General features: G+C 50.2%; 21 protein-coding genes. 13 read left to right on the top strand and 8 right to left on the bottom strand.

Annotated features, from left to right (window positions below):
• Positions 1–117: 117 nt before the first annotated feature.
• Positions 118–897, top strand: coding sequence for an ABC transporter permease (locus IE089_RS09245; RefSeq protein ID WP_229802697.1), 780 nt, complete (start codon positions 118–120; stop codon positions 895–897).
• Entirely contained in the window at positions 894–1607 is a 714-nt protein-coding gene (locus IE089_RS09240; RefSeq protein ID WP_229802696.1) for an ABC transporter ATP-binding protein, read from the top strand. The genes IE089_RS09245 and IE089_RS09240 overlap by 4 nt, the downstream gene beginning before the upstream one ends.
• Before the next feature lies 1 nt (position 1608).
• Here the strand turns inward: IE089_RS09240 and IE089_RS09235 are convergent, their stop codons facing one another.
• The 3 genes from IE089_RS09235 to IE089_RS09225 are packed head-to-tail and all read right to left on the bottom strand — an operon-like array spanning position 1609 to position 5163.
• A complete protein-coding gene (locus IE089_RS09235) occupies positions 1609–2589 on the bottom strand; it encodes a glycosyltransferase (protein WP_189477534.1) in 981 nt (326 codons plus the stop codon).
• Positions 2590–2593: 4 nt separating this feature from the next.
• Entirely contained in the window at positions 2594–3742 is a 1149-nt protein-coding gene (glf, locus tag IE089_RS09230; RefSeq protein ID WP_189477533.1) for a UDP-galactopyranose mutase, read from the bottom strand.
• A gap of 23 nt (positions 3743–3765) precedes the next feature.
• Positions 3766–5163, bottom strand: a complete 1398-nt coding sequence (locus IE089_RS09225; RefSeq protein WP_189477532.1) for an undecaprenyl-phosphate glucose phosphotransferase — start codon at positions 5161–5163, stop codon at positions 3766–3768.
• 214 nt (positions 5164–5377) lie between these two features.
• On the opposite strand from IE089_RS09225, the gene IE089_RS09220 reads away from it, so the two are divergent.
• From IE089_RS09220 to IE089_RS09210, 3 genes are read left to right on the top strand one after another with little or no spacing between them, the layout of a single operon-like run.
• Positions 5378–6148: an FkbM family methyltransferase gene (locus tag IE089_RS09220; RefSeq protein ID WP_189477531.1), complete on the top strand. Its 771-nt coding sequence runs from the start codon at positions 5378–5380 to the stop codon at positions 6146–6148.
• 38 nt (positions 6149–6186) lie between these two features.
• Positions 6187–6831, top strand: coding sequence for a class I SAM-dependent methyltransferase (locus IE089_RS09215; RefSeq protein WP_189477530.1), 645 nt, complete (start codon positions 6187–6189; stop codon positions 6829–6831).
• Positions 6832–6847: 16 nt separating this feature from the next.
• Positions 6848–7654 (top strand): glycosyltransferase family 2 protein, encoded by an 807-nt coding sequence (locus tag IE089_RS09210; RefSeq protein WP_189477529.1) that lies wholly within the window; start codon positions 6848–6850, stop codon positions 7652–7654.
• Positions 7655–8111: 457 nt separating this feature from the next.
• Here IE089_RS09210 and IE089_RS09205 read toward each other — a convergent pair whose 3' ends face one another.
• The 4 genes from IE089_RS09205 to IE089_RS09190 form a co-directional block, all read right to left on the bottom strand.
• Positions 8112–8657, bottom strand: coding sequence for a class I SAM-dependent methyltransferase (locus IE089_RS09205; protein WP_189477528.1), 546 nt, complete (start codon positions 8655–8657; stop codon positions 8112–8114).
• 270 nt (positions 8658–8927) lie between these two features.
• Positions 8928–9728 (bottom strand): glycosyltransferase, encoded by an 801-nt coding sequence (locus IE089_RS09200; protein WP_189477527.1) that lies wholly within the window; start codon positions 9726–9728, stop codon positions 8928–8930.
• Positions 9721–10905: a glycosyltransferase family 4 protein gene (locus tag IE089_RS09195; RefSeq protein WP_189477526.1), complete on the bottom strand. Its 1185-nt coding sequence runs from the start codon at positions 10903–10905 to the stop codon at positions 9721–9723. Before IE089_RS09195 ends, IE089_RS09200 begins: the two co-directional genes overlap by 8 nt.
• A gap of 203 nt (positions 10906–11108) precedes the next feature.
• Complete coding sequence (locus tag IE089_RS09190; RefSeq protein WP_189477525.1) at positions 11109–12335, bottom strand: glycosyltransferase; 1227 nt, start codon at positions 12333–12335, stop codon at positions 11109–11111.
• A 228-nt stretch (positions 12336–12563) separates the two neighbouring features.
• On the opposite strand from IE089_RS09190, the gene IE089_RS09185 reads away from it, so the two are divergent.
• Positions 12564–13601: an FkbM family methyltransferase gene (locus IE089_RS09185; protein WP_189477524.1), complete on the top strand. Its 1038-nt coding sequence runs from the start codon at positions 12564–12566 to the stop codon at positions 13599–13601.
• Between the two features lie 57 nt (positions 13602–13658).
• Here the strand turns inward: IE089_RS09185 and IE089_RS15850 are convergent, their stop codons facing one another.
• The gene (locus IE089_RS15850; RefSeq protein WP_189477523.1) at positions 13659–13829 is read right to left on the bottom strand and encodes a sulfotransferase; all 171 of its coding nucleotides are present in this window, start codon (positions 13827–13829) and stop codon (positions 13659–13661) included.
• Positions 13830–14681: 852 nt separating this feature from the next.
• Between IE089_RS15850 and IE089_RS09175 the strand changes: the two genes are divergently transcribed.
• The 7 genes from IE089_RS09175 (at position 14682) to IE089_RS09145 (ending at position 21093) form a co-directional block, all read left to right on the top strand.
• Entirely contained in the window at positions 14682–15698 is a 1017-nt protein-coding gene (locus tag IE089_RS09175) for a hypothetical protein (protein WP_189477522.1), read from the top strand.
• 96 nt (positions 15699–15794) lie between these two features.
• Positions 15795–16976, top strand: coding sequence for an AMP-binding protein (locus IE089_RS09170; protein WP_189477521.1), 1182 nt, complete (start codon positions 15795–15797; stop codon positions 16974–16976).
• Positions 16977–17222, top strand: coding sequence for an acyl carrier protein (locus IE089_RS09165; RefSeq protein WP_189477520.1), 246 nt, complete (start codon positions 16977–16979; stop codon positions 17220–17222). It begins immediately after the preceding gene.
• Complete coding sequence (locus IE089_RS09160; protein WP_189477519.1) at positions 17219–18142, top strand: iron-containing alcohol dehydrogenase; 924 nt, start codon at positions 17219–17221, stop codon at positions 18140–18142. Before IE089_RS09165 ends, IE089_RS09160 begins: the two co-directional genes overlap by 4 nt.
• The gene (locus tag IE089_RS09155) at positions 18139–19185 is read left to right on the top strand and encodes a LuxE/PaaK family acyltransferase (protein ID WP_189477518.1); all 1047 of its coding nucleotides are present in this window, start codon (positions 18139–18141) and stop codon (positions 19183–19185) included. The genes IE089_RS09160 and IE089_RS09155 overlap by 4 nt, the downstream gene beginning before the upstream one ends.
• A complete protein-coding gene (locus IE089_RS09150) occupies positions 19178–20350 on the top strand; it encodes an acyl-CoA reductase (RefSeq protein ID WP_189477517.1) in 1173 nt (390 codons plus the stop codon). Before IE089_RS09155 ends, IE089_RS09150 begins: the two co-directional genes overlap by 8 nt.
• Positions 20347–21093, top strand: coding sequence for a hypothetical protein (locus IE089_RS09145; RefSeq protein ID WP_189477516.1), 747 nt, complete (start codon positions 20347–20349; stop codon positions 21091–21093). The genes IE089_RS09150 and IE089_RS09145 overlap by 4 nt, the downstream gene beginning before the upstream one ends.
• The last annotated feature ends 23 nt before the right edge of the window (positions 21094–21116 follow it).

Here is a 21116-nt window from a genome sequence, read left to right as displayed (position 1 = left end):
TGGACTTGAACGTTCACCCCGACAGATTCGGCTTCCTGAGACCGGCTAATTTGATAGACTCCCGCCCCAGCGTGCTCATGTGACATGGGCCAGTGAAATCTATATTCGAAATTATTCATGACACTTAACCACTACTTCAGCCTGATCGATGTGCAGGCACGAATGCTTTTGAAGGCGGACACTTCAAAGTATAAGCTCGGCGTGCTCTGGTGGTTCCTCGAGCCGCTGATGTGGGTGTGCGTGTTTTACATTGTGTTCGCGCTGATTCTCGATAATGGCGAAAAATCGGGCGACTTTATCGTATTCCTTGCCGTGGGCAAATTCGCGTTTATTTGGTATTCCAAAACGGTGGTTCAGGCCTCAGGTAGTATCGTCTCCAGTCAGGGGCTTATTGGAAAGGTGAAGATGCCGAAGTCCATTTGGCCCATGTCGGCGGTGCAGGAAAGCTTATATCGGCAATCCACGGTGTATCTGTTAATGGTGTTTCTGTTGGCGGTGTTTGGGATATACCCGGCATTATCCTGGCTATGGATGCTCCCGGTGCTGCTGGTGATGTACTTATTCATTGTGGCCAGCAGTCTCGTGGGCGCATACCTAGTGTGTATGGTGCGCGATTTTCAGAAGTTCATTCCCCTGGGGATGACATTCCTGCTGTTCACTTCCGGCATTTTCTGGGATGTCCGCGACGTAAAGAATGCGGAGAAGGCCGATTGGTTGCTCACATTGAATCCGTTAGCGTTTTTGATCGATACACACCGGCAGGTGTTGATGTACAAGGGCTCACCTGACCTCGCCCATTTGTTGGTACTGGGTGTGGTGTGTTGTGCGGTCATCGTAGCAATGGTTTATCTCATGCGCAGGTACACCCATTACCTGGCGCTCAAGGTGCTCACGTGACTGGGGTGAATGAGCGAAAAGTCATGCTGGAACTGCAGAACGTCTCTCTGAACTTCGAGGCCAGCAAGGACAGCTTTGATGACGGCATCCACCATGTGCTGCGTGACGTTTCCTTCAAGTTGTACGAGAACGAAACCCTCGGAATTATTGGCAGAAACGGCGTGGGTAAAACCACAATGTTGCGCATCATGGCGGATATTCTCGGCCCCACAAGTGGCACTGTCATTAAGTACCCCGGTAAGACCGCCTCTTTGCTGACGATAGGTCTGGGGCACAAGCCTGATCTTAGCGGCAGGGATAACGCACTGTTGTCTTCGATGTTGCAGGGTGCCTCCAAAGCTGAAGCCCAGAGCTATCTGGAGGAGATAAAGGCGTTTTCTGAGCTGGGCGACTCCTTTGAGGAGCCGGTGAAGACTTACTCCGCCGGCATGAAGTCCCGCCTTGGGTTCACCACGGCGCTACTGACGCATGTGGATATCCTCCTCGTCGACGAGGTGTTGAGTGTGGGTGATGCTGAATTCCGAGCCAAGGCTGAGCAGGCAATGCGGGAGCGCATCAGCGGCGACCAAACCGTCGTTTTTGTCTCTCACACGGACGCGCAGGTGAAAAGCCTGTGTGACCGGGTCATCTGGATCGATGAGGGCCGATTAAGGCTGGAAGGCGAGCCCGAGTTTGTATTGAGCGAGTACCGAGATTCGCTGCGTCAGTAGACTAGCTCTGCTCAACCTTAGCGAGTTCAAGCACTTCTGTGTGAGGCTTGCTGTAGTCACGCCGTAATCCATCCATGATGCTCGCTCTCGCCAGCCTCAAAAACGTGCCCCGTTCTGCAGGATCATAGTGACGCACCGTCAGCAGGAAACTGGGTATCTTGACCAGCAGAACCAACGGGTAAAGCCACGTGGACGCAATGCGGTATAGCTCAAGACGGTTCCGATAGGTGTAATACACTTTCCATAGCGGGTGATACACGTCCTGTTGGTCGATGAGCGTTTCACAGTCATGTCGGAAGCGAAGCGCTGGAACGAACAGGTGTTTGAAGCCTGCCTTCCGGGATTCCAGAATATAGATGACGTCATCGGCATAGATGAATAGTTCGCTGCGCGGTAGTCCGATCAGTCCCTGCCGTATATTCCGCACGCGGACGAAGCACCCTACAAAAGACGACGTGTCAATTTCTATGTGGCCCGATGCAAGGTAATCGGAGTCGCGCACGTGAAAGCCTTTGCGCCCACTGCCTGCTGTGCCAAGGAAGTGCCTGAGATGCCAAAAGGGATTTCTGCTGGGACGGTTCATCTCACTGATCCGCTCTCCATCGGGCAGATACACTGCAGCCGCCAGACTGCCCGCCCCATCGGGGATATCCAGCGACTCAAAGACGTCTACCACGTTGGCTTCGGGGTAAGCATCATCGTCGAAACACACCAGCCAATCTGCATCGTTGAGCTGTTCTGAGACATACTTAAAGCCGATGTGAAAGCCCCCGGCACCGCCTAGATTCTTTTCGCTGTGGATAACGTGAAGCCGCTGATCTGCGAGGCTGCCCAACCATTGGTCGGTACCGTCAGTAGATGCATTGTTGACTACTACGATGTGGGCAAAGCGATTCGCAAGGGTGTGCGAGAGTGTGACTTTCAGCTTGTCCAGCCGATTGAATGTCACGATGACCGCGACAAGCTGCTTTGGTTCGGTCATAGTGCTAGAGAGGCTGTGTGAAGAATGGCGGAATAGGTTCCTTTTTTGCGATAAGCGCGAGCGCCTGATCAGCGGCACTGAGTGCCTCTGCGATTGTGACGTCCATATCCAGATAGCGGTAAGTGCCCAGGCGCCCCATAAAAGTGACGTTCGAAGCTTTGCTGGCGATGTCTACATAATGCTTAAGAAGTGCCTGCTCTTCGGTCAATCGAATGGGGTAGTAGGGAATGTCACCCTCTTCACAGGCGCGACTGTACTCTGCGAAACACACCGTCTTTTCGTGCGCCTCCCAAGGGGAGAAATACTTGTGTTCAGCGATGCGAGTGTGAGCGACCGACTCATCGCCGTAATTCATCACCGCACAGCCCTGATAGTCCCCATCGCCCCTGATTTCTTTGAAGTCCAGTGTGCGGTAACCCAGCCGCCCCTCTGAGTAGCCAAAATAGCCATCCAGCGGCCCCGAATAGAAAACGTGGTCATAGCCCTTGCCCTGTGACTTCTCGAAGTCGTGATTCAGGGTCACACTGACGTTCGGGCAGTCCAGGATGCCCTCAACGATGGCGGTGTAGCCATCCACTGGCATGCCCTGGTACTTGTGGAAAAAGTAGTTGTCATCGTAATTGAAGCGCAGCGGCAGGCGCTTAAGGATACTGGCCGGCAGTTGAGTGGGCGAGCAACCCCATTGTTTCTGGGTATAGCCTTTGAAAAATGCCTCGTATAGATCGGGCCCGACAAAACGTAATGCCTGTTCTTCAAAGGTCTCTGGATTGCTGATGCTCATGTCGGCCTGAGATTCAATGAATGCCCGCGCCTCATCTGGAGACATGGCCTTACCAAAGAACTGGTTGATGGTGAGCAGGTTGATGGGAAGGGAATACACCTTGCCGCCGCTGGTTGTCTTAACTCGATTCGTATAGGGCATGAAGGTGGTGAACTGGTTAAGGTATTCCCAGACCCGCTCGTTATCAGTGTGGAAGATATGCGGCCCGTATTTATGCACCATAACGCCAGAATCAGCATCTCTCTCGGTATGGCAATTTCCGGCAACATGGCTACGAGCATCCACAACATCTACGCTATGCCCCGCGCTGGCAAACTCGCGTGCTATGACAGCGCCGCTGAAACCAGCGCCGACTACCAGATATTTGGCCATGTTGTGTACCACCCTCGTTTGGATCAGTAGGCGTTTTTGTGGATGAAACCCCGGACTACCGTCATCAGAATGATTTTGATGTCGAAAGCCAGGCTCCAATTTTCAATGTAATAGAGATCGTACTCAATACGTTTTTCGAGATCGGTGTTGCCGCGCCAGCCGTTCACCTGCGCCCAGCCTGTTATGCCGGCCTTCACTTTGTGCTTTTGCATATAGCGCGGGATTTCATCTTTGAACTTTTCAACGAAAACAGGTCGCTCGGGGCGCGGCCCCACGATGGACATGTCGCCCATCAGAACATTCCAAAACTGGGGCAGTTCATCCAAGGAGGTTTTTCTGAGGAAGGCACCCACTCCAGTGGCTCGCTGCTCCTCCGCAGACGCCCATACGGGCCCTGACTCAGACTCTACGTTGACTGGCATTGATCGAAATTTGATCATGTTAAAACGCTTACCGTTCCAACTGACCCTTTCCTGTAGGTAAAACACCGGGCCTGGGCTGCTGAGTTTTACGGCGATAGCAATCACAAGTAGAAGGGGGCTGATGAGCGTAAGGATCACCAGCGAAAGTATCCGATCCTCCACGGCCTTGACCCATCGATTGACCCCATCCATGGGCGTAACCGACACATTAACAACGGCCATGTTAGCAATGTTGCTAATGGAATGATTGATCAGGCGAAACCCAAAGAAGTCAGGCACAAGACGAATATCTGCCGTGATATCGCGCAGCTCAGACAGCATGCGTTGAATCTCGTCTTCTTCACGAAGGGGCATCGCTAGCCAGATTTGGTCCACCCTGTGGCTGCGGATATATTCAAGCCCGTCATCGAGCGTGCCGGTGCGCCCCTTGAAAGTTTCGGATTTAGCATCGGTTGGCGAAAAATAGCCTAATACATTCAAGCCGGCTTCAGGTGAGGTAGCCAGGTTATCCAGCACACGGTCGCCGACTTCCCCTTTGGCGAGCACGACGATATGCCGCAGGTTGTAGCCATTCGCCCGCAGCTGTCGAAGCACACCTCGGAGCACAAGGCGAGACGCCATCAAGGTTACAAGTCCGCCCGTGAACCACATCAGTAGCCACTGTCGGGAGAAGGTTGAGGAAGTTTTCGTAATGACGGCGAGGAACACCAGAATGCCGAAAACGACAAGCCAGGCTAGAAAGAGCTGGGTGAATTCTTTGAGCTGACCTTCACCCCGCCACGGTCGATAGAGATCCGACACGTGGAAAACAACAAGCTGCAGTAGGAGGGCCATGATTATGGCAAGTTGGTAGAGCAAGTAGCTTGGCGGCTCGCGATTGCCCTCAAATACCACCATAAAGGCCGCGTATGAGCACAGTAGCGAGAGGCCCACATCGAACAGCCGCATGGACCACAGCAGTACGCTCGAGTGCTCCCTTAGGTAGCCCGTGGTGGCCATAATGTGTTGCTTCCTGCGTTACTGCTCTGCAAATCTTGGATCGAGTGCGGAGTATCTCATAGATTGGCAACAATACTCGCCCCGAATGCCCGCGAGTTTCTGGGCCATGGGCTTCACACGGTTATGGCCTCACAAATTTGGCGGCTCGGTTCCTTTGCTCACCGCTGCTGTGTATGATTTCGACCGAACGACCCCGCCATGATTTGAGGTGCTAATGAATATCGCTCGACAAGCGGCTCGCAAGATAAAACGGATGATCTTGCCTGCGCCCGAGGTACAGGTGCGTGTTGAGCACGCTCTTCCAACCTGCGAGGCCCGACTCGCGCACGTTGCCAGCCTCGGATATAAACCGGGCGTGGTTTTTGACTGCGGGGCCTTTATAGGCCGCTGGGCCCAGGAAGTGCATGAGATTTTCCCCGACGCCCAACTGATACTGATTGAACCCAATAGCGAGCTCTACCCCCGGATTGCGGAGCATACGGCCGCATTCTCAGCGCAAACTAGCTTGGTTGAAGCTGCTGTGGGTGAAAAGGCCGACACCATGCAGCTCAACATTTGGGAAAACCCGAAGCACGGAAACGAAACCACCGCCTTGGCGGCTTCATCGTTGTTGGGACACGTGCAGGGTGAGGCAACGCGACGGCTGGATGTTGCGGTGCGCACGATCGACGATATCTGCGAAGAGCACGGCCTTTTGCCGGACTTGATTAAGCTCGATTTACAGGGAGCGGAACTGCCAGCGCTGCGAGGTGCTACGCGGGCACTGGCACACTGCGAGTTGTGTATTATTGAGTTTGGCTGCCTTGATGCATACGAACACAGGACAACACCTGCTCAGCTAATTGCATATATGGAGCGTCACAGTTTCGTCCTTTACGACATTGTGGATGTCAGGTACCGACCATATGACAGCGCACTGACGGGGGGCGACTTCTTTTTTATCAAGCGAAGTAGTCGCCTGAAAAAGCATCGAGACTATTTCTAGTTTGAACCCTAATGGTTTACTTCTTGAAGGATCGCTACATGACGGAACTTGACACAAATGCTTATTGGAGAAAGCGTCATGATGATTTTCGTGAGAATTCCCAAGGAGTTGGCAACCTTTCACTCTCTCGCACTCAGAATGACGCTATCTACGAGCGCGCCAGACAGCAAATGGCAGCGATACTGGACAGCCTAGGAGTCGCCTCAGGCGGGAAAGCTCTTGATTTGGGCTGCGGCATAGGAATGATGGCGCCACCGATCATAGAGCGAGGGTTGGAATACGTTGGGGTGGATGTTTCCCCAACGGCAATAGAAATTGCTTCCAGTAGCCATCCAAATGGCAACTTTCAGTGTTCAGATCTCACGACTCTTGCGCTACGAGGCACTAGGTTCGACATAATCCTAGAGAGAACGGTATTTATTCATCTAGTTAGCAACCAAAAGTTTCGAGCGGCGGTTCGAGTGGTGAGCGACCACCTTAGTGATAGTGGAGTTTTTCTGATTCATGACAAAATCTGCGTCGGTGAGGAGGAGAGGCCAGCACCACATGTGGTGTTTAGGTCTCAAGAGCAATGGGACGAATGTCTGGGGCTATACGGTTTGGAATTTAATAGTGCTTTACAGCGCAGGCTGCATGAGCGTGGCGCGTCAAGATCACTGAGCATTGTGACCAAGAAACGATAATTCCAGGAGGCCCACTTTGCCGACGCTCAGCATCGTAATAGTCACGTTTAATGCGGGCGGCGACATCGAGAGAACGCTAGACAGCGTATTTTCTCAGAACTATCAAGATTATGAGGTTGTCCTCATAGATGGAGCCTCTACCGACGGAACAATCGAGTCTTTAGAAAATTACTCCTCACGCCTCGACTACTGCATTAGCGAACCGGATGAGGGAATTTATGATGCAATGAATAAGGGCATTGCTGCGGCGAGGGGTGATTATCTCCAGTTTCTGAATGCAGGAGATTGTTTTAGTTCTGAATGCGCACTTGATACGGTATTTTCCTCTCCCGTAAGCCTGTTGCCACCCATAATCTATGGTGGCATCACAATCTTCGATGAAACCGGTCCAAGCTCTATGCTTTGCCCGTACGAATTCACGGAAGAGCAGCTTTTGCAATTCGGTACCAGGGTCGTTTGTCATCAGGCGCTTTTTGTGCGGCGAGCTTGGGTGCCTTTATACGACACCCGATATCGTTTCAAGGCCGAACTCAACTGGTACTTTGATTTGGTTCACCTTCACGGAGATAACTATAGGAAACTTGATCACTCTATAGTTAATTACGAGCTGGGAGGATATGGCCATCAGCACCTGATCCGGAACCGATTCGATTGGCTTCGGGTTGTTTATAATCGCTACGGAGTAAGGGCTATCTTCGAGCACGGCTTGCTTAAGTTTATTTGGAAGAACTCTTTTCACACATACGCTTGGCTGAGGACAGTTGACCAAATGCTGACGTTCCCAGTGAGGGCATGGCGGAAATTAAAGCATTTGCTTGGGTGAGGGACATAGCGTTCGTGCTTTGCAAAAGCAGAGGGGTATCAAGTTCCAGCATCTTTACCCAAGGTGATTAGAAAACTCTCCCGCCGTAGCACGAGTGAGGAGGCGCTGGGTGATTTCTCTTGCCCCTCGAAAGTTTGCGACGTAACACCTGACTTTCAGCATAAAAAGCCAAGGAGTCTGTGTGGCACTGTCCCATGGTCTCTATACAAACAGTCAATGATGTCTAAAGCCTTAAAGCCATGGCTAAAATGCTATCTTAGGCTTCATTTAATCCAACCCTGCCGTGTTCTTCGACGAGAGATATGACGCCTAGTTCCTTTCCCTGCCAGTTAACAGCTCGGGTAGCCTCCACTAAATATTCTTCTATGCAACATAGTTGAACAATACCGACGATTTTTGGCGACGGCGACGGCGACGTAAGTCAAAGTACGATTTTTTACAACTGAATAGCAATGGGTTACTTGCCTGCGAGCTGCAAGTATACGCACATAAATCCAGCGGCTTGAAGTCTTGCCAAAAAGTCGTTGAGACGACTATTGTCGCGAGAAAAGAAAAACACCACGTCCGAGACGCGTGTAATGGAGTCAATTCCAAAGACTGCAAAACAGTTTAACTTAGGATCACACTCCAGCAGCCGACACCCCATGTCGGCTCCATAGTTACGATAATGTTGTGTTTTCTGTGAATCAGGAAACCCCCAATCGACGGTTTCCGGTGTATCAGCCGGTGTGGGCGCGCAGACATGCACGATACCTTTTTTGCCCACAAGCCTAAGAGACTCTGACAGGGCTTTCAGGTCGTCTGGTACATGTTCTATGACATGATTCGATACAATTAGGTCAAAAGTACTGTCTGCCAACCCTGTGTGCATCATGTCCAGGGAGTTCTCACCTTTGTAGGTCGACGACGTATAACTCAGGAAGTTATCGGGAACTAGTGTGTTGTCTGGTGCGAATTGTAAAACTCGCATTTCCGAGGTGAGGGGTTCGAGAGCATTGTACAATGCTCTGACAATCCGGTGTCGTTCAACGGCACCACAGCTCTTACACTGTGGTGCAAGCCCTGTTGTGCTTAGGCGGTCGTTGTATCCGGGCACGAACTTTCTACCCGAACAGATATTGCATTTTTTTCGAAACATTCGGCACGCTTACTAAATTCTTAAGGGAATAGGCACCCTGCCAAGGGGAGGTGGGTCCCGAGGTTGTCTGTCCGTGGTGAGTGTATATCAGCGGTGACTCTTAGTCTTTAAATGCAAGAAACTTGGTTGTTCGGGTTATTTGAAACTATGCCTAGCCTTAAAAACCGCTTCTTTAAACTTAAAAGAGAATCTCACTGCTTTTGGCTCGTTCTTGAGCACGGAGTTTGTTATGCGCTGCCTCCTGACCAAATTCATGCCTGAGGTAACGCTTTCTTCGGTTTTAGTGCCTTTGTAGTAACGGAAATTGCCCCATATTTCATCGAAGTAAATGATCCGTGCGTATTTTGATGACTTTAAAAGGAACTCATAGTCCATCGCGTAGTGCTCCGCTACGTTATACAAACCAGCAAGCTGATGCAGATTTCGGTGATAAAAGTATGCTGTCGGATTACCTGGGAAAACAGCATATCGCCAATATTCCAGCGTCGCTGGGAAGCCAAAGTGAACGGGGCGATTGATCGATATGAGCGAATCATCTTTATCCGCGTTGATTACCCGTGTGTTACCGACAATGAAAAGATCTTCAGTAAGTTTCACGGCCTCAATTATTTCCAAGACCCTACGTAGTGTGTTGTTTTCGTAGTAATCATCTGCGTTGAGGAAGGAAAGCATTTGTCCCTGCGCAAGCATGATTCCCTTGTTCATCGCATTTGATTGGCCGTTGTCGTCCTCGGATATAAATATTGTATTGCTTCGTGTGCTAGTCAGCTCTCGTATGATTTGGACGGTCCCATCGGTTGAGCCGCCGTCGACAATGATATGTTGGACTCGGCTCTCAATCCCCTCTAGCTGCCGATGGAGGCGAGTTAGAGTTTCACGAATGAACTTGGCTCCATTGAAGATCGGAGTAACAATGCTGATTAAGTAATCAGTCATGTTTGGTCAAGCCCAGTTCTTTCTGCCAGATGGACACTAGCTCAGCTGTCTGATGCTCCACGTCGAAATCTTGTTTTATTTTTTTCTTTGCGTTGTTGCTGAGTGTTGCCATTAACTCACTGTTATCCAAAAGCCGTTTTATTGCCTGCGCTAGTTCGACGGGGGACGATGGAGGAACAAGCAAGCCAGAAATACCGTCTTCAACCAACTCAGGAATACTAGCGATATTGGTAGAAACGACTGTAACTCCAATAGCCATAGCTTCCTGAATCACAAGAGGACAAACGTCCACATCGCCGTCGGCCGCGAAGCAACATGGGAGTACGAAAATTCTACTACTACCTATCCTAGCGATCGTCTCCTCATTGGTGAGTTCTCCTGCAAACTCAACAGTATCTTCAATGCCCAACTTTCGTGCGAAATCTTTGAGATCACGCATATCCTCCCCATCCCCTATGATGAGGGTTTTAAGTTTAATGGGATGAGATGCCTGTAGTGAAGCCATGGATTCCAGAAGGGTAACGAATCCTTTTTTTTCTATTAGCCTTCCAGCCGAGACGACGTCGTTCTGGACTCCGATTGTCGCGTCTTCTGTAAGAAAAATGCTAGCACGCACTACATGAATCTTCCCGAGAGGAATCTTAAAATTCTGGTGTATATAGCGCTTATTGTAGTGAGAGGGCGTTATTACGACATCAACTCCAGTTAGCACTGGCGCCGCTATGCCTCTACGTAAAATATCGCTCCTAAATATATCGTAGGCATGTGCTGTGACTGAGCACGAGCGCCCATAGCGATGGGCTAGTCGAACCATCGACCATGCTGCTTCGTAAGCAAAATGAGAGTGGAGAACGGCGGGCGCCAATGCAACGAGCTGGTTGCAAGCCCTATCGAGAAAACTCTGTGCGTTAATATAGTAGGTGTGTTGTGGCAATGCGTGCTTAAGCACCAAAGCATTGACGTGAGGCTCTTTAGGATCATTGAACGCAACGATCTCGACTTCAACTCCCATGTCTTTAAGGACCGCAATTTCATTGAGGATAAAAGTTTCTGAAGTCTTAGGGAAGTTATCCAAATAGTAGACTATCCGAGGTTTTTCTGCAGAAATGAAGATCTTCAGAAGTCTGGCAAAAGCACGCGTTATTTGCCTTATGGACTGTATCGATTGGCTTAACATTCCCTATCCCTATCCCTATCCCTATCCCTATCCCTATCCCTATCCCTATCCCTATCCCTATCCCTATCCCTATCCCTATTCCTATTTGCAGATTTGTGTCGCTCGAATCGGAGCTTGATAACCAGCGATAAAAAATTCGGATTTCGCTCAAATTACGCAGTGTATTGAAAACTTTTCAGAGGAAGCCACTTACTTCAATTCAATTAGAAAAAACCAAGTGTCTTTTCCGCCATGCGCTTTAGCCTCCGGAGAAATCTAACGGTGATCCTGGACTTGCCAGACTGCGAGTTCCGTAAAGTTGTCTCAGCCAAAAGCTCAGTATCGTACCGGGAATGAATGTCAAAGTAGTAGCGTGCTCTGTCAATGTAGGAAATTTTTGTGGCTGACTCGCAGTCCTTCTTCGCACTAATATGAAAATGGTCACCGCCAAGGTTATGAATAACGTTGAGTTCATGCGGCTTCAAGTCCATAGCGAAGGAATGAGTTGGTTTTGTACTCTTTTTGATGGTTAGTAAGTACTCTCGGCTCAATTTAGAGAGCGGCTTCTGGCCATAGAGATCAATCTCTAAATCGATCTCATCCAGAAAGGGGGCCAGTCGCTTGAGAGAGTCGGGGCAAAGCTCACAGAAGGCATCATATTTCTCAAAGATCTCATCAAACGGAAGCAGGTTGAGGTGTCTATGTCGAATCTCGAGAGGAGCCTGCAACACTGAGTGCTTCTTGGTGTGGTGCACACCGATCTCTGAAAAGTTCGTGGAGTATGATTTTTTTGGGTAAACAAAATAGCGGTCAGTTTGAATTAGATACCGAATAAAATAGCGCTTCCAGGAGGAATCGGGCCATCGAGCCACATCGCCGGGTATCATTTCCTTACCCCTCCACTCTGTACCTTTCATGGGCCAATCTAAATTATCGCCATACCAGGTTATGAAGCCCTCCCATTGCTTTTTCGTCCAACATTGGCCCCATGAAGAAGCAAGTTGCAGTATGAATGTGTCACTCTCGGACGTTTCCAGTGGAGTAAACTTCTGGCAGGCGGTCTCATTCCACCGATGAGTATATAGCGAGACCCCCGCGATGCGATCGTCACTGCAGTACCGGTCAAGGGCGAGGCAAGCGTAGCGATAGAAAAAGGGAGAAACATACAAATCGTCCTCGAGCAGAATTACTGATCCATAAACCCGCGAAAGGTCTCCGCATGAAAGTACGTGAGCTCGTAAGCCAAGGTTGGAATTATGTGCAATGACTCGTTTTTCGCCATGCTGCCACTCAAACGCTTTAGCACATTCGGCCACTTCAGGATCGCCGCTATAGTCAACACTCACAACTAGGGTGGTGTCCCCCGGCAATTCGGCCGCACGGATAGAGTGCAAAAGTCTCTTCATGGCATCGAGACGATTGTATGCAATAACAACGATTGCTGGCTTCATGGCAGTCAAGCACTTTTAGGATTATTGTGTAACGATCTCAGGCGACGCGATGCGTTGCAGCAGTTCGACTTCAGCGAGCTGCCGTAACTAGAAACGTCTGCGAATCCTCTCATTATGCTGATTAGGCACGGAAGTTGTACAGGACCTATCATGCAATAATTCTAGAGCGATCGTGCGGAACCAGCTCGAGCTCGTAAGTTGAAGATGGTAGGCGTGTAGGATTCTCCCATGATAAAGCGATTAGCTGACACCGTAAAACTCATACTTATAGCATTACGTTACTTGGTGGCTAGAAGAGATTCTGGGCAAACGATCTCGGAGTTTCTCGTCTCAGACGCCGTCGGCGTGCGAGAGAGGGGAGCTGTCGCTTCCGCTCTTGTAAAGCTTGAGCTTGAATCGCTATCAATCCATGGAGATAGGGACGCGCCCAAAGTTACGGTCAAGCAGTTCGGCTATGTGCTCCAAGAAGTCAACAATATCGGCTACTTACAGCGGGGCAAGGTGTCAATGACACGAGACACTTGGTCCGGATTATTGCGCATCTATCACACATTAAACCAAGCGGACTACCAAGAGCTTAATAGATTGATAGATAAGCTGCAAAATGAGTATTTTTGCGACGACATAGTCCCGCAAGACGCCTACGCTCAAGAGGGCGAGGACCTTATCGTAGCTCGTCTCAACCGCAACTCAACTGGGTTCTTTGTCGATATTGGAGCGCACCACCCGACCAGGTTTTCCAACACATACAAGCTCTATGAGCGTGGTTGGCGCGGGATTAATATTGACCCTTTGCCCGGTGGAATGCAGGCTTTCGAGAATCTACGACCCAAAGATATTAACCTCGAGGTTGCCATTTCGGACAATGAGGAGCCAGGCTCCCTCACTTACTACATGTTTGATGAGCCTGCATTCAATTCGCTAGAGGAGCGAAATATAACAGACGCCACCGCTTTGGGGGCGAAACTCATAGCTGAGGTTAAAGTGCCTGTTATGACGATAGAATCTTTGCTAGGGGAGCGAAGTGGTGAGTTTGAAAAAATCGACTTACTGACAGTCGATGTAGAGCACCATGAACTACGAATTCTCCAGTCCTTTCCTTTCCATCTTTACAAACCTTCCAACATTGTTGTTGAGATCAAGGGGCTAGATTTACTCAAACCAGACTGTAATCCTGTATATCGATGTTTGAGTGAGCAGGGTTACCGATTGCGGTCCTATCTGTATCATTCCGCCATATTTGTACACGATGGGCCAGCACTTTAGGTGTCGAGAGGTTCACTACGTCGGAATATATAGAGGTGTTTTGATCGTGCGAGCGTTTCATCGACCAGCGCGAAATGCTCCGTATATAATGATGTTCTGAGCGGCGCGAAGCATTAGCCACGGTTCGCTGCGAGTAAACACCTCTTCATGAGTGGCGATCAATCTCTGCGTAAGAGTCGACCCGCTTCGAGGCTGCGATATCAAGAAAATAAGCTCAGTCTGTTCCATAGATAATCAGTCATTGGCAGCGCCGGTAGGATGATAGGCCGACACATGCCCCGGTTGAGTACAAAGCAATAGTAACATCTCGTTTGGTTGTTGGGCTCGCCGGAGGGGAGTAGCTTCCTCCTCAGTTACCTAGTTGTGATGACAACTGGTCATCGAGGCGGAGACTGCCAACGAATACTCCGAGCCAGATCTTCACTATGTGCATACACCAAATTAGACTAGCGGCCAGCGCGAAGCTGGCGCAATCGAGAAAATGCGAACGCGCACGCGGCGCATGTCTTTTTCGCAGCCAGGCTCCGGTGCAGAGAGCAAGCGCGATGAGGCGACCTCTCTAGCTGACCAAGGTTACGTCATATGCGTACGAACAGGCTTTTAAACATCACTTTCTTAGCGATACTCGTCGCTGGCCTTTGTTATATTGTGTGGTTGGGGTCCATAGATCACTTTGAGAGAAATTGGGACTCTACCCTGCATATTGGCACAACGCAGGAGTCCTCGGTTTTCATAAAAAGAGGCTGGATTGGATACGGAGGCAGTTACTACAAGCTGGGAAATTTTGTTCAGATCTTATTTAGCCCACTGACCGATCTACAGATCGAACTCGGGTACCCAACTGACGGTGTCTTGTTTGCGCTGATTTGTTTGAACTTTCTCGTATTCCTAGCTTTTACCTATTCTTTCTTCAGACTTTTTGGAGTTTCTTGGCCTTGGGCTCTACCGCTCGTAGCCATAATCCTGTCTGGAACAGCGTCGCGCTGGATGCTGAGGGCCTATCCAGACATCATGGTAGCCGGTTTCGTTGGGCTGGGGACACTAGCACTCCTAACCCATATCTTCCGCAGGCCATCAAGTATGATGCTCTTATTCTCTGGCGTCGCCTTTGGAATTGCAGTGCAGGGAAAGCCCACCGCTATTCTCTCTATCTTTGGACTTCTGCCTCTGATTTGGCTGTCTAGCTCAAAGGTTAAAGACTTGTTGTTCTTCATCCCTGCAATGGCCATGGCTTTCGGGCTACTAGGCTATCCTCAGAATTTTGACATGGTGCAAAAGCTGCTAACGAATGCTAGTTGCGAAAGTGAGTCGTGGTGTGGGCGTTTCCAAACAGATGCTACTTTCGGCTACATGCACAGATACTTGGTGGAATTTTTCTACACAGCAATATTGCCAAGCAGCATATTTTTGTTGGCTCGCTCCAGTACCATCGAGAGTATTAAGCAGAAGGTGAGTGTCAGTGCCGTTCGAATTTTAATATTTGCACTGGCGCTTAGCGCATGCAGCCCGATTTTGTTTATTCTTGCCAGGCCACTGGACCTTCAAACGGTCCATTACGGCCTCATGTCGATACCATCACTTATGATGCTTTTTCTGATTGTCTGGTCTCCTTCCTCTCGATTTCAGCCAGCTTTAGTGACCGTAGCAACAGTCATTTCTTTGATACTCGTGTACGAGGGAGGGCAACAAGGAATCAAACGGGTACACGCCCAAAAATTGGAGGACTATAGGTGCCTACCACTTTACCGATGGCACCTGAAGAATCTGGCCGAGGGTGACGTGTTTACCGTGTATACGCCCAGAATTTATGCACTCAACTCAGGACAGAAATACAGTCCAAGGCATATCCTCACGGAGATCGGCGATGGCCAGCCACATCGGTTGTTCACCGCATCTGCATTTATGGATAGATTCCGGCGCTCCGACGCGACAATCAATAGCGAAGACAGGAGCAGAGAGTACATGAATAAGATAGCGAGCATCAAAGAGCTAGAAACCTCTCGCTTTGGAAATATTCAGATCCATCGCTTAGGTAATGAAAATGACTGTGACCTTGAGATATATTCGGTGTCCTATATCTCACAGTTGAAGCAATAGCGAATGTCCAATTCCAAGTTGGCACGAGACTAGGTTCCTGTCCTAGATCTACGATTTATAGGATACTTCTACCCTTAACGTCACCGAGAACCCGTCATGCGTATTATCCGCGCAAGTGGCCCCGCCATTGATGCAGGGTTACTTGAGGAAGCATGGAACAATCCAGAGAGCTTCGTCTTCGTACCTGCACATATGTCGATGGACGACGCCCCTCTGTTCCGGCATAGGGGCTATTTACCAAAAGAGTTGAGTAAGGACCATTTTGCATTGCTCACCTCAGGTAGCACTGGGAAGCCCAAGGTGGTGATTGGTTGTAGGGCACGATCTGAGGATTTAACTCGAGTTCTTCATGAGATACAGGATAGTGCACCTGTGGCCGAGACGATATGCGCTTTACCGCTGACGTATAGCTATGCGTTTGTGAACCAGTGGTTATGGGCAAAGGTGCAAGGGCGGCGATTCAGGCCTTCTCCCGGACTAAGCTCACCTGCCCAATTTCGACAAGACCTGATTGCTGCGGATAACGCCATGCTATGCCTAGTGGGTAGCCAAGTTAGCCTCATGGAGTCTCAACTTGCAGACTGTAGTTTCCCGGGTGTGATCAGGCTTCATTTTGCGGGAGGTCGTTTTCCACAGCACAAACTTGAATCTTTAAACCGTATGTTCCCTGAGGCAGTGATCTTCAATAACTTCGGATGTGCTGAAGCTCTGCCAAGGCTGACGGTCCGGAAGGCGGGCGCATCCAATGATGCGCAGAATGTAGGCAGTCCACTGCCTGGAGTAGAACTCAAAAGCGTGGAAGGCGCCCTGTTTTTCCGTAGCCCCTTCGGTGCCGTGGCTACAGTAGGTGCTGATGGCTTCCATCTTTTCGACGCTAGCGAATGGATACCTACAGGGGATATCGGCCATCCTGCCGCGGACGGCGAAAGCTGGCAGTTGGCAGGCAGAACAAACGAGGTTTTCAATCGATATGGGGAAAAGATCTCATTATTCACGATCGGTGGAACAGTGGAGGATTTTTGGCCTGGCCAATCTGCAGTCTTCAAAACTGTGGATACACATGGAGAAGAGGCTGGTGCGATCGCGCTTGCACCAAAGCCATCTAAGCAACAAATGAGGGCCTTGTTGAGCGAGTTTCGAAAAAAGCACAATCGAGCACAATGGCCGTTATACATCGTTGGTATGGACAAGCTGCCAGAGCTTGCGAATGGCAAGCCTGACTTGGTTTCCATCGCCTCGATAGGCGATGAACATGTTTTATGGAGACAACATATTTAGATGGAGAATCGAGAGAAACTCAAAGAGCTCATGCTGGATATTCTGCTCATTGATGAGGATGAATTCAGTTTCGAGCTGAAGAGAGAAGATGTGGAAACGTGGGACTCATTGGGTGTTGTTTCTGTGGCAGTAGGTATTCAGGATACTTTTGGCTATCACCCCAGCACAGACGAAGCGACTGCACTGGACAGCGTTGATAAGATAATCGAGCTACTCGAGAGTAACGGTATCCAGTTCGAGCAATGACTGCTGAGCTCTCTCTGGACGCATTGCTGGCTCGCATTGACGAGTCAACTCACGTTATCAGCGGCCCTTCACAGGCTGATCGTGCGCATCAGCTTTTCCATAAGCCAGTCCATAGCTATTCAGATGAACTGCCAGAGAACGTCCACTTGATCATCGCGATCGGAGGTGGGACCGTTATCGACAACGTAAAGCGCTTGAGAATGCAGCAGCGGCCCGAAGCGACGCTGGTCGCCATACCGACGATTTGGGGTTCAGGTGCCGAGGTCTCACCAGTTATGGTTGTGGATTCCGGCAGCGAAAAGACTATTCAGTTGGATGAGGCTCTAAGGCCAGATTTTTATGTGAGCCTGCCGGAATTGGGAAGTACCGTGGGACCTCAGATGCAGCGGTTTGCATGCGGAGACACTTGGTCTCATGCTCTTGAGGCAATTATCTCACCACTGGCAACCGAGTCCTTAAAGCAAAAGCTCGCGAATGTAATCAGGGAGCTCTCGGGTTTGTCGCTCGACCACCACCCCGAGTGGTTTGAGCTATCCAGGCTGGCCTGCTCTTATCAGGCAGAGGCGGGCGTGGGGTTGGTGCACGGGATTGCCCATACCCTGGAATTGCCATTAAGTGCGCGTTTTCCAGATAAGAACTGGGGACATGCCAGACTGTGTTCGCTCTACCTCTACCCCGTCATGTCATTCAATCAAGAGCGGTCGACTAAGCTTGCCGAGACTTGCATTAGGTTTCACATTGATATGGATGCGGTACAACAAACACTTAGAGATTTGTTCGATGCTTCGGCCTATCAGCAGGCGCTGCCATGCCTACGGGAGCACTGGATGCAGGTACTTCGAGACCCTTGTAGTCGTTTGAACAGTACGACCGTGAAGCGCAACGACCTTGAGTGGTTTGAGATGTGGGGTGCTGGATGAGTTCGCTCCTCGAGGTCCCGCCCTACACAGCTGATCGTCGCGACGAATTTTTGCGACAGATGCACGAGCTGCATAGATTGCACCTTGACGGATGTGCGTCGTATCGGCGGTTTGCGGACGTAACCACTGACGTTTCAGAAAGCGAGGATCTGCCCTATGTTCACGTGGGTTTGTTTAAGCGGGTTCTGCTGCAAACGGATTCACCTGGCTTGACGCATGAGCGAGTATTGAAATCGTCCGCGACCAGTTCGGGAGTCTCTAGCGAAATCAGACTCGATAAAACCAGTTCTGAATTGCAGGCGGCCAGTACGCTCGCAATTTTTCAAGACTTTCTGGGAAGAGAGCCCAGACCCCTGTTGATCCTCGACAGCCCCAGATCACTTCGTACTCGGGGTGAAATGAGCGCACGGATTGCCGCCGCCCTGAGTTTAAGGCCCCTGGCTACTGAACTCTCTTTCCTGCTAGATGACGCCAGTGACCCGGGATCCATGAAGTGGGGAGCTCTGGAAGAAGTACTTGAATCCAGCCAGCGGCTGATGGTTTACGGGTTTACCTGGATTCTTTGGCAGGCTTGGGCAGAGCAGCGGTTTCCTGAGAGTATTCGTAGTCTCCTGCTGGGTAAGGAAGTTCACTTTGTCCACTCCGGCGGCTGGAAGAAACTTGAAAATGTCGCTGTAAGTCGACAACAGTTCGAAGACACATTGCTCGACGGCCTCGCTCCTGGCTCAAAGGTCATTGACTATTACGGATTGGTTGAGCAAGTAGGAATTATCTATCCGCTGTGTGAGCACGGATATCGGCATGTGCCTGCTTGGGCAGATGTGCTCGTTAGGGACCCTTACAGCGGTGAAAGTGTCACGGATCGTGTCGGACAACTACAGCTCATGAACGTCCTTGCTCGAGGCGCTCCATACCATAGTGTATTAACAGAGGACCTCGGCCGAGTCGTCAGCGGCACATGCGAGTGTGGTAGGCCGGGAAAACGCTTCGAGCTACTGGGTCGAGTGCCCAAAGCAGAAGTGCGCGGGTGCGCTAATGTCTAGCCTGTACTACTTTCAGCGCGGTGAAAGGACTATTGCTGCCCGCTTGGCATATGATCCATCGGATCTTGTCGCGGCGTGGGCCAGCCTGCGCAGCAAGATGACGCGACGGTTACATCCGGATTTTACTCGGGATGAGTGGGCCTATCTGATTGCCTTCCTGGACGAAAAATCTCTGCTCGCTCCGGTTTACTCGACATTTGGTGAATTTGCCAAAACGCAGAGCATCCCCCATGAGGTCTATGTACCCAGAGGATCTATAGCCGTATGGCTTCCGAATAATGTATCTCTCTTGGGTCCTTTGGTGGCGATATTGCTTTCGCTAACGGGCCAACCCGCGAGGTATAAATTGGGCTCTCGCGCTGCCAATCTTGTCGGAGCATTCCTGAATTTTGCTGCTATCGAGACAGAAAACACACAGCTTCGCGAGTATATTGATGAGCGAACGGAGTGTTTGTTTCTCGATCGGGGCGATGACCGTATTGATAAGCTTGTGGAAGGCGCGGCGGTTCGAATGGTATTTGGCTCAGATGAGGCTGCAGGCAGCGTCCATGCTAAAAGTAAATCTCCCACGAGCGTTGGGTTTTCTTTCGTAGACAAACATTCTGAAGCCTGGATCGACTACAACCATATGAACGATGCGTCACTTAGTGAGCTGATCAAGATCTTCGCAATCTACGGGCGCGCCGGTTGCACGTCGCCAAAACGTATTGTTTTGCTGAACAGCAGCCGAGCCGAGGCAGAGGAATTCCGTGGGCGACTTCTGGACATGTGGCCCAGCATCATTGCTGACGATGTCGATCCTCATCATGCATCAGATAATGTGATGGCATGCCAGTGGGCGTTAGCCAATGGTTGGAATGCCTCGCTGGTTGCCCGAAATAAGGCAGTTATTGCATTGGGCAATATGCAGCTCGAACCTGCTGAATCGCATCTGTGTATGAATATAGTGAGCTGTTCGCTCGACGAAGCACTCGAGTATCTGCCAACAAATACTCAGACAGTCGGTTACTGCTGCTCTCCTTCTTCTCATGGAGAGTGGTTATCTCGCTTGTCAACAACGAAGATTCATCGTTTTGTGCCGGTTGGAAAGATGCATCACTTTAATCACGTTTGGGACGGCCAAGATTTCTGGGCAGGCTGTTTTCAGTCGATTGAGGTAGCGTGATGATTCGTCAGCATGATTTCAACTCGAATTGGTGGGGAAGCCCTGTAGCAATCATTGATAGCCCCAAGTTCTTTGAGTGTAAGCCTGACGATCAGGAAGAGATGCTACGTAACTTTGCGTGGGCTGAGTATGCGGGCCCTTTAAACGCGGTATCTCCAAAACGGCTGGTTGACGCGAGCTTCTGCCAAGTGGACACACAGATCAATTTTCGTTTGAATCTAAAGACGATCGAAGACACGAGTAGTACGGCAGCATTTGAGTGCAGATTTGCAGATGAATCCATATTCGATGTGGACGTGAATCGGCTTGAGACCTTTGCCAGTGAGCGCTTCTTTTCTCTTCCTGGCGTAAACGAAGAAAAAGTCAATCATCGATACGCGATGTGGGCCTCCAGCTTAGTGGAAGGGCACCCTGAGTGTTGCCTGGAAATTCAAGCGGAGGGCGAGACTCAGGGTTGGTTTTTGTCCGCGCCCGACGGCAAGAACTCTCTTAGCCTCACCCTTGCGATGAAGCACCGGGATGCGACGATATCCGGTGCTTTACTTTATCGGGCTGCATTAATCGCTTACGCTGACAGGGGATATCGACTTGGACAAGCAAGCTTCAGCGTAAAGAACATCCCCGTTATGAACATTTATGCAAGTCTGGGAGCAAGATTTACAGCACCCTTGGGTATCTGGCAGCGAGTACTTTCGTGCAAGACGGGTCCGTATGATTTTTCTGTTTGTATGGACTTGCAGTAACCCTCTGCGCCAAGAAGACAGAA

Source organism: Parahalioglobus pacificus (genome assembly GCF_014652275.1).
GTDB classification, from domain to species: domain Bacteria; phylum Pseudomonadota; class Gammaproteobacteria; order Pseudomonadales; family Halieaceae; genus Parahalioglobus; species Parahalioglobus pacificus.
Note: the sequence above shows the minus strand (reverse complement) of the source record. Positions and strands in the feature narration are given on the sequence as shown.

Coding starts and splice junctions, on each gene's coding strand:
- IE089_RS09245 (WP_229802697.1), top strand. CDS start 118: ATGACACTTAACCACTACTTCAGCCTGATCGATGTGCAGGCACGAATG.
- IE089_RS09235 (WP_189477534.1), bottom strand. CDS start 2,589: ATGACCGAACCAAAGCAGCTTGTCGCGGTCATCGTGACATTCAATCGG.
- glf (WP_189477533.1), bottom strand. CDS start 3,742: ATGGCCAAATATCTGGTAGTCGGCGCTGGTTTCAGCGGCGCTGTCATA.
- IE089_RS09225 (WP_189477532.1), bottom strand. CDS start 5,163: ATGGCCACCACGGGCTACCTAAGGGAGCACTCGAGCGTACTGCTGTGG.
- IE089_RS09220 (WP_189477531.1), top strand. CDS start 5,378: ATGAATATCGCTCGACAAGCGGCTCGCAAGATAAAACGGATGATCTTG.
- IE089_RS09215 (WP_189477530.1), top strand. CDS start 6,187: ATGACGGAACTTGACACAAATGCTTATTGGAGAAAGCGTCATGATGAT.
- IE089_RS09200 (WP_189477527.1), bottom strand. CDS start 9,728: ATGACTGATTACTTAATCAGCATTGTTACTCCGATCTTCAATGGAGCC.
- IE089_RS09195 (WP_189477526.1), bottom strand. CDS start 10,905: ATGTTAAGCCAATCGATACAGTCCATAAGGCAAATAACGCGTGCTTTT.
- IE089_RS09190 (WP_189477525.1), bottom strand. CDS start 12,335: ATGAAGCCAGCAATCGTTGTTATTGCATACAATCGTCTCGATGCCATG.
- IE089_RS09185 (WP_189477524.1), top strand. CDS start 12,564: ATGATAAAGCGATTAGCTGACACCGTAAAACTCATACTTATAGCATTA.
- IE089_RS15850 (WP_189477523.1), bottom strand. CDS start 13,829: ATGGAACAGACTGAGCTTATTTTCTTGATATCGCAGCCTCGAAGCGGG.
- IE089_RS09175 (WP_189477522.1), top strand. CDS start 14,682: ATGATGCTCTTATTCTCTGGCGTCGCCTTTGGAATTGCAGTGCAGGGA.
- IE089_RS09170 (WP_189477521.1), top strand. CDS start 15,795: ATGCGTATTATCCGCGCAAGTGGCCCCGCCATTGATGCAGGGTTACTT.
- IE089_RS09165 (WP_189477520.1), top strand. CDS start 16,977: ATGGAGAATCGAGAGAAACTCAAAGAGCTCATGCTGGATATTCTGCTC.
- IE089_RS09160 (WP_189477519.1), top strand. CDS start 17,219: ATGACTGCTGAGCTCTCTCTGGACGCATTGCTGGCTCGCATTGACGAG.
- IE089_RS09155 (WP_189477518.1), top strand. CDS start 18,139: ATGAGTTCGCTCCTCGAGGTCCCGCCCTACACAGCTGATCGTCGCGAC.
- IE089_RS09150 (WP_189477517.1), top strand. CDS start 19,178: ATGTCTAGCCTGTACTACTTTCAGCGCGGTGAAAGGACTATTGCTGCC.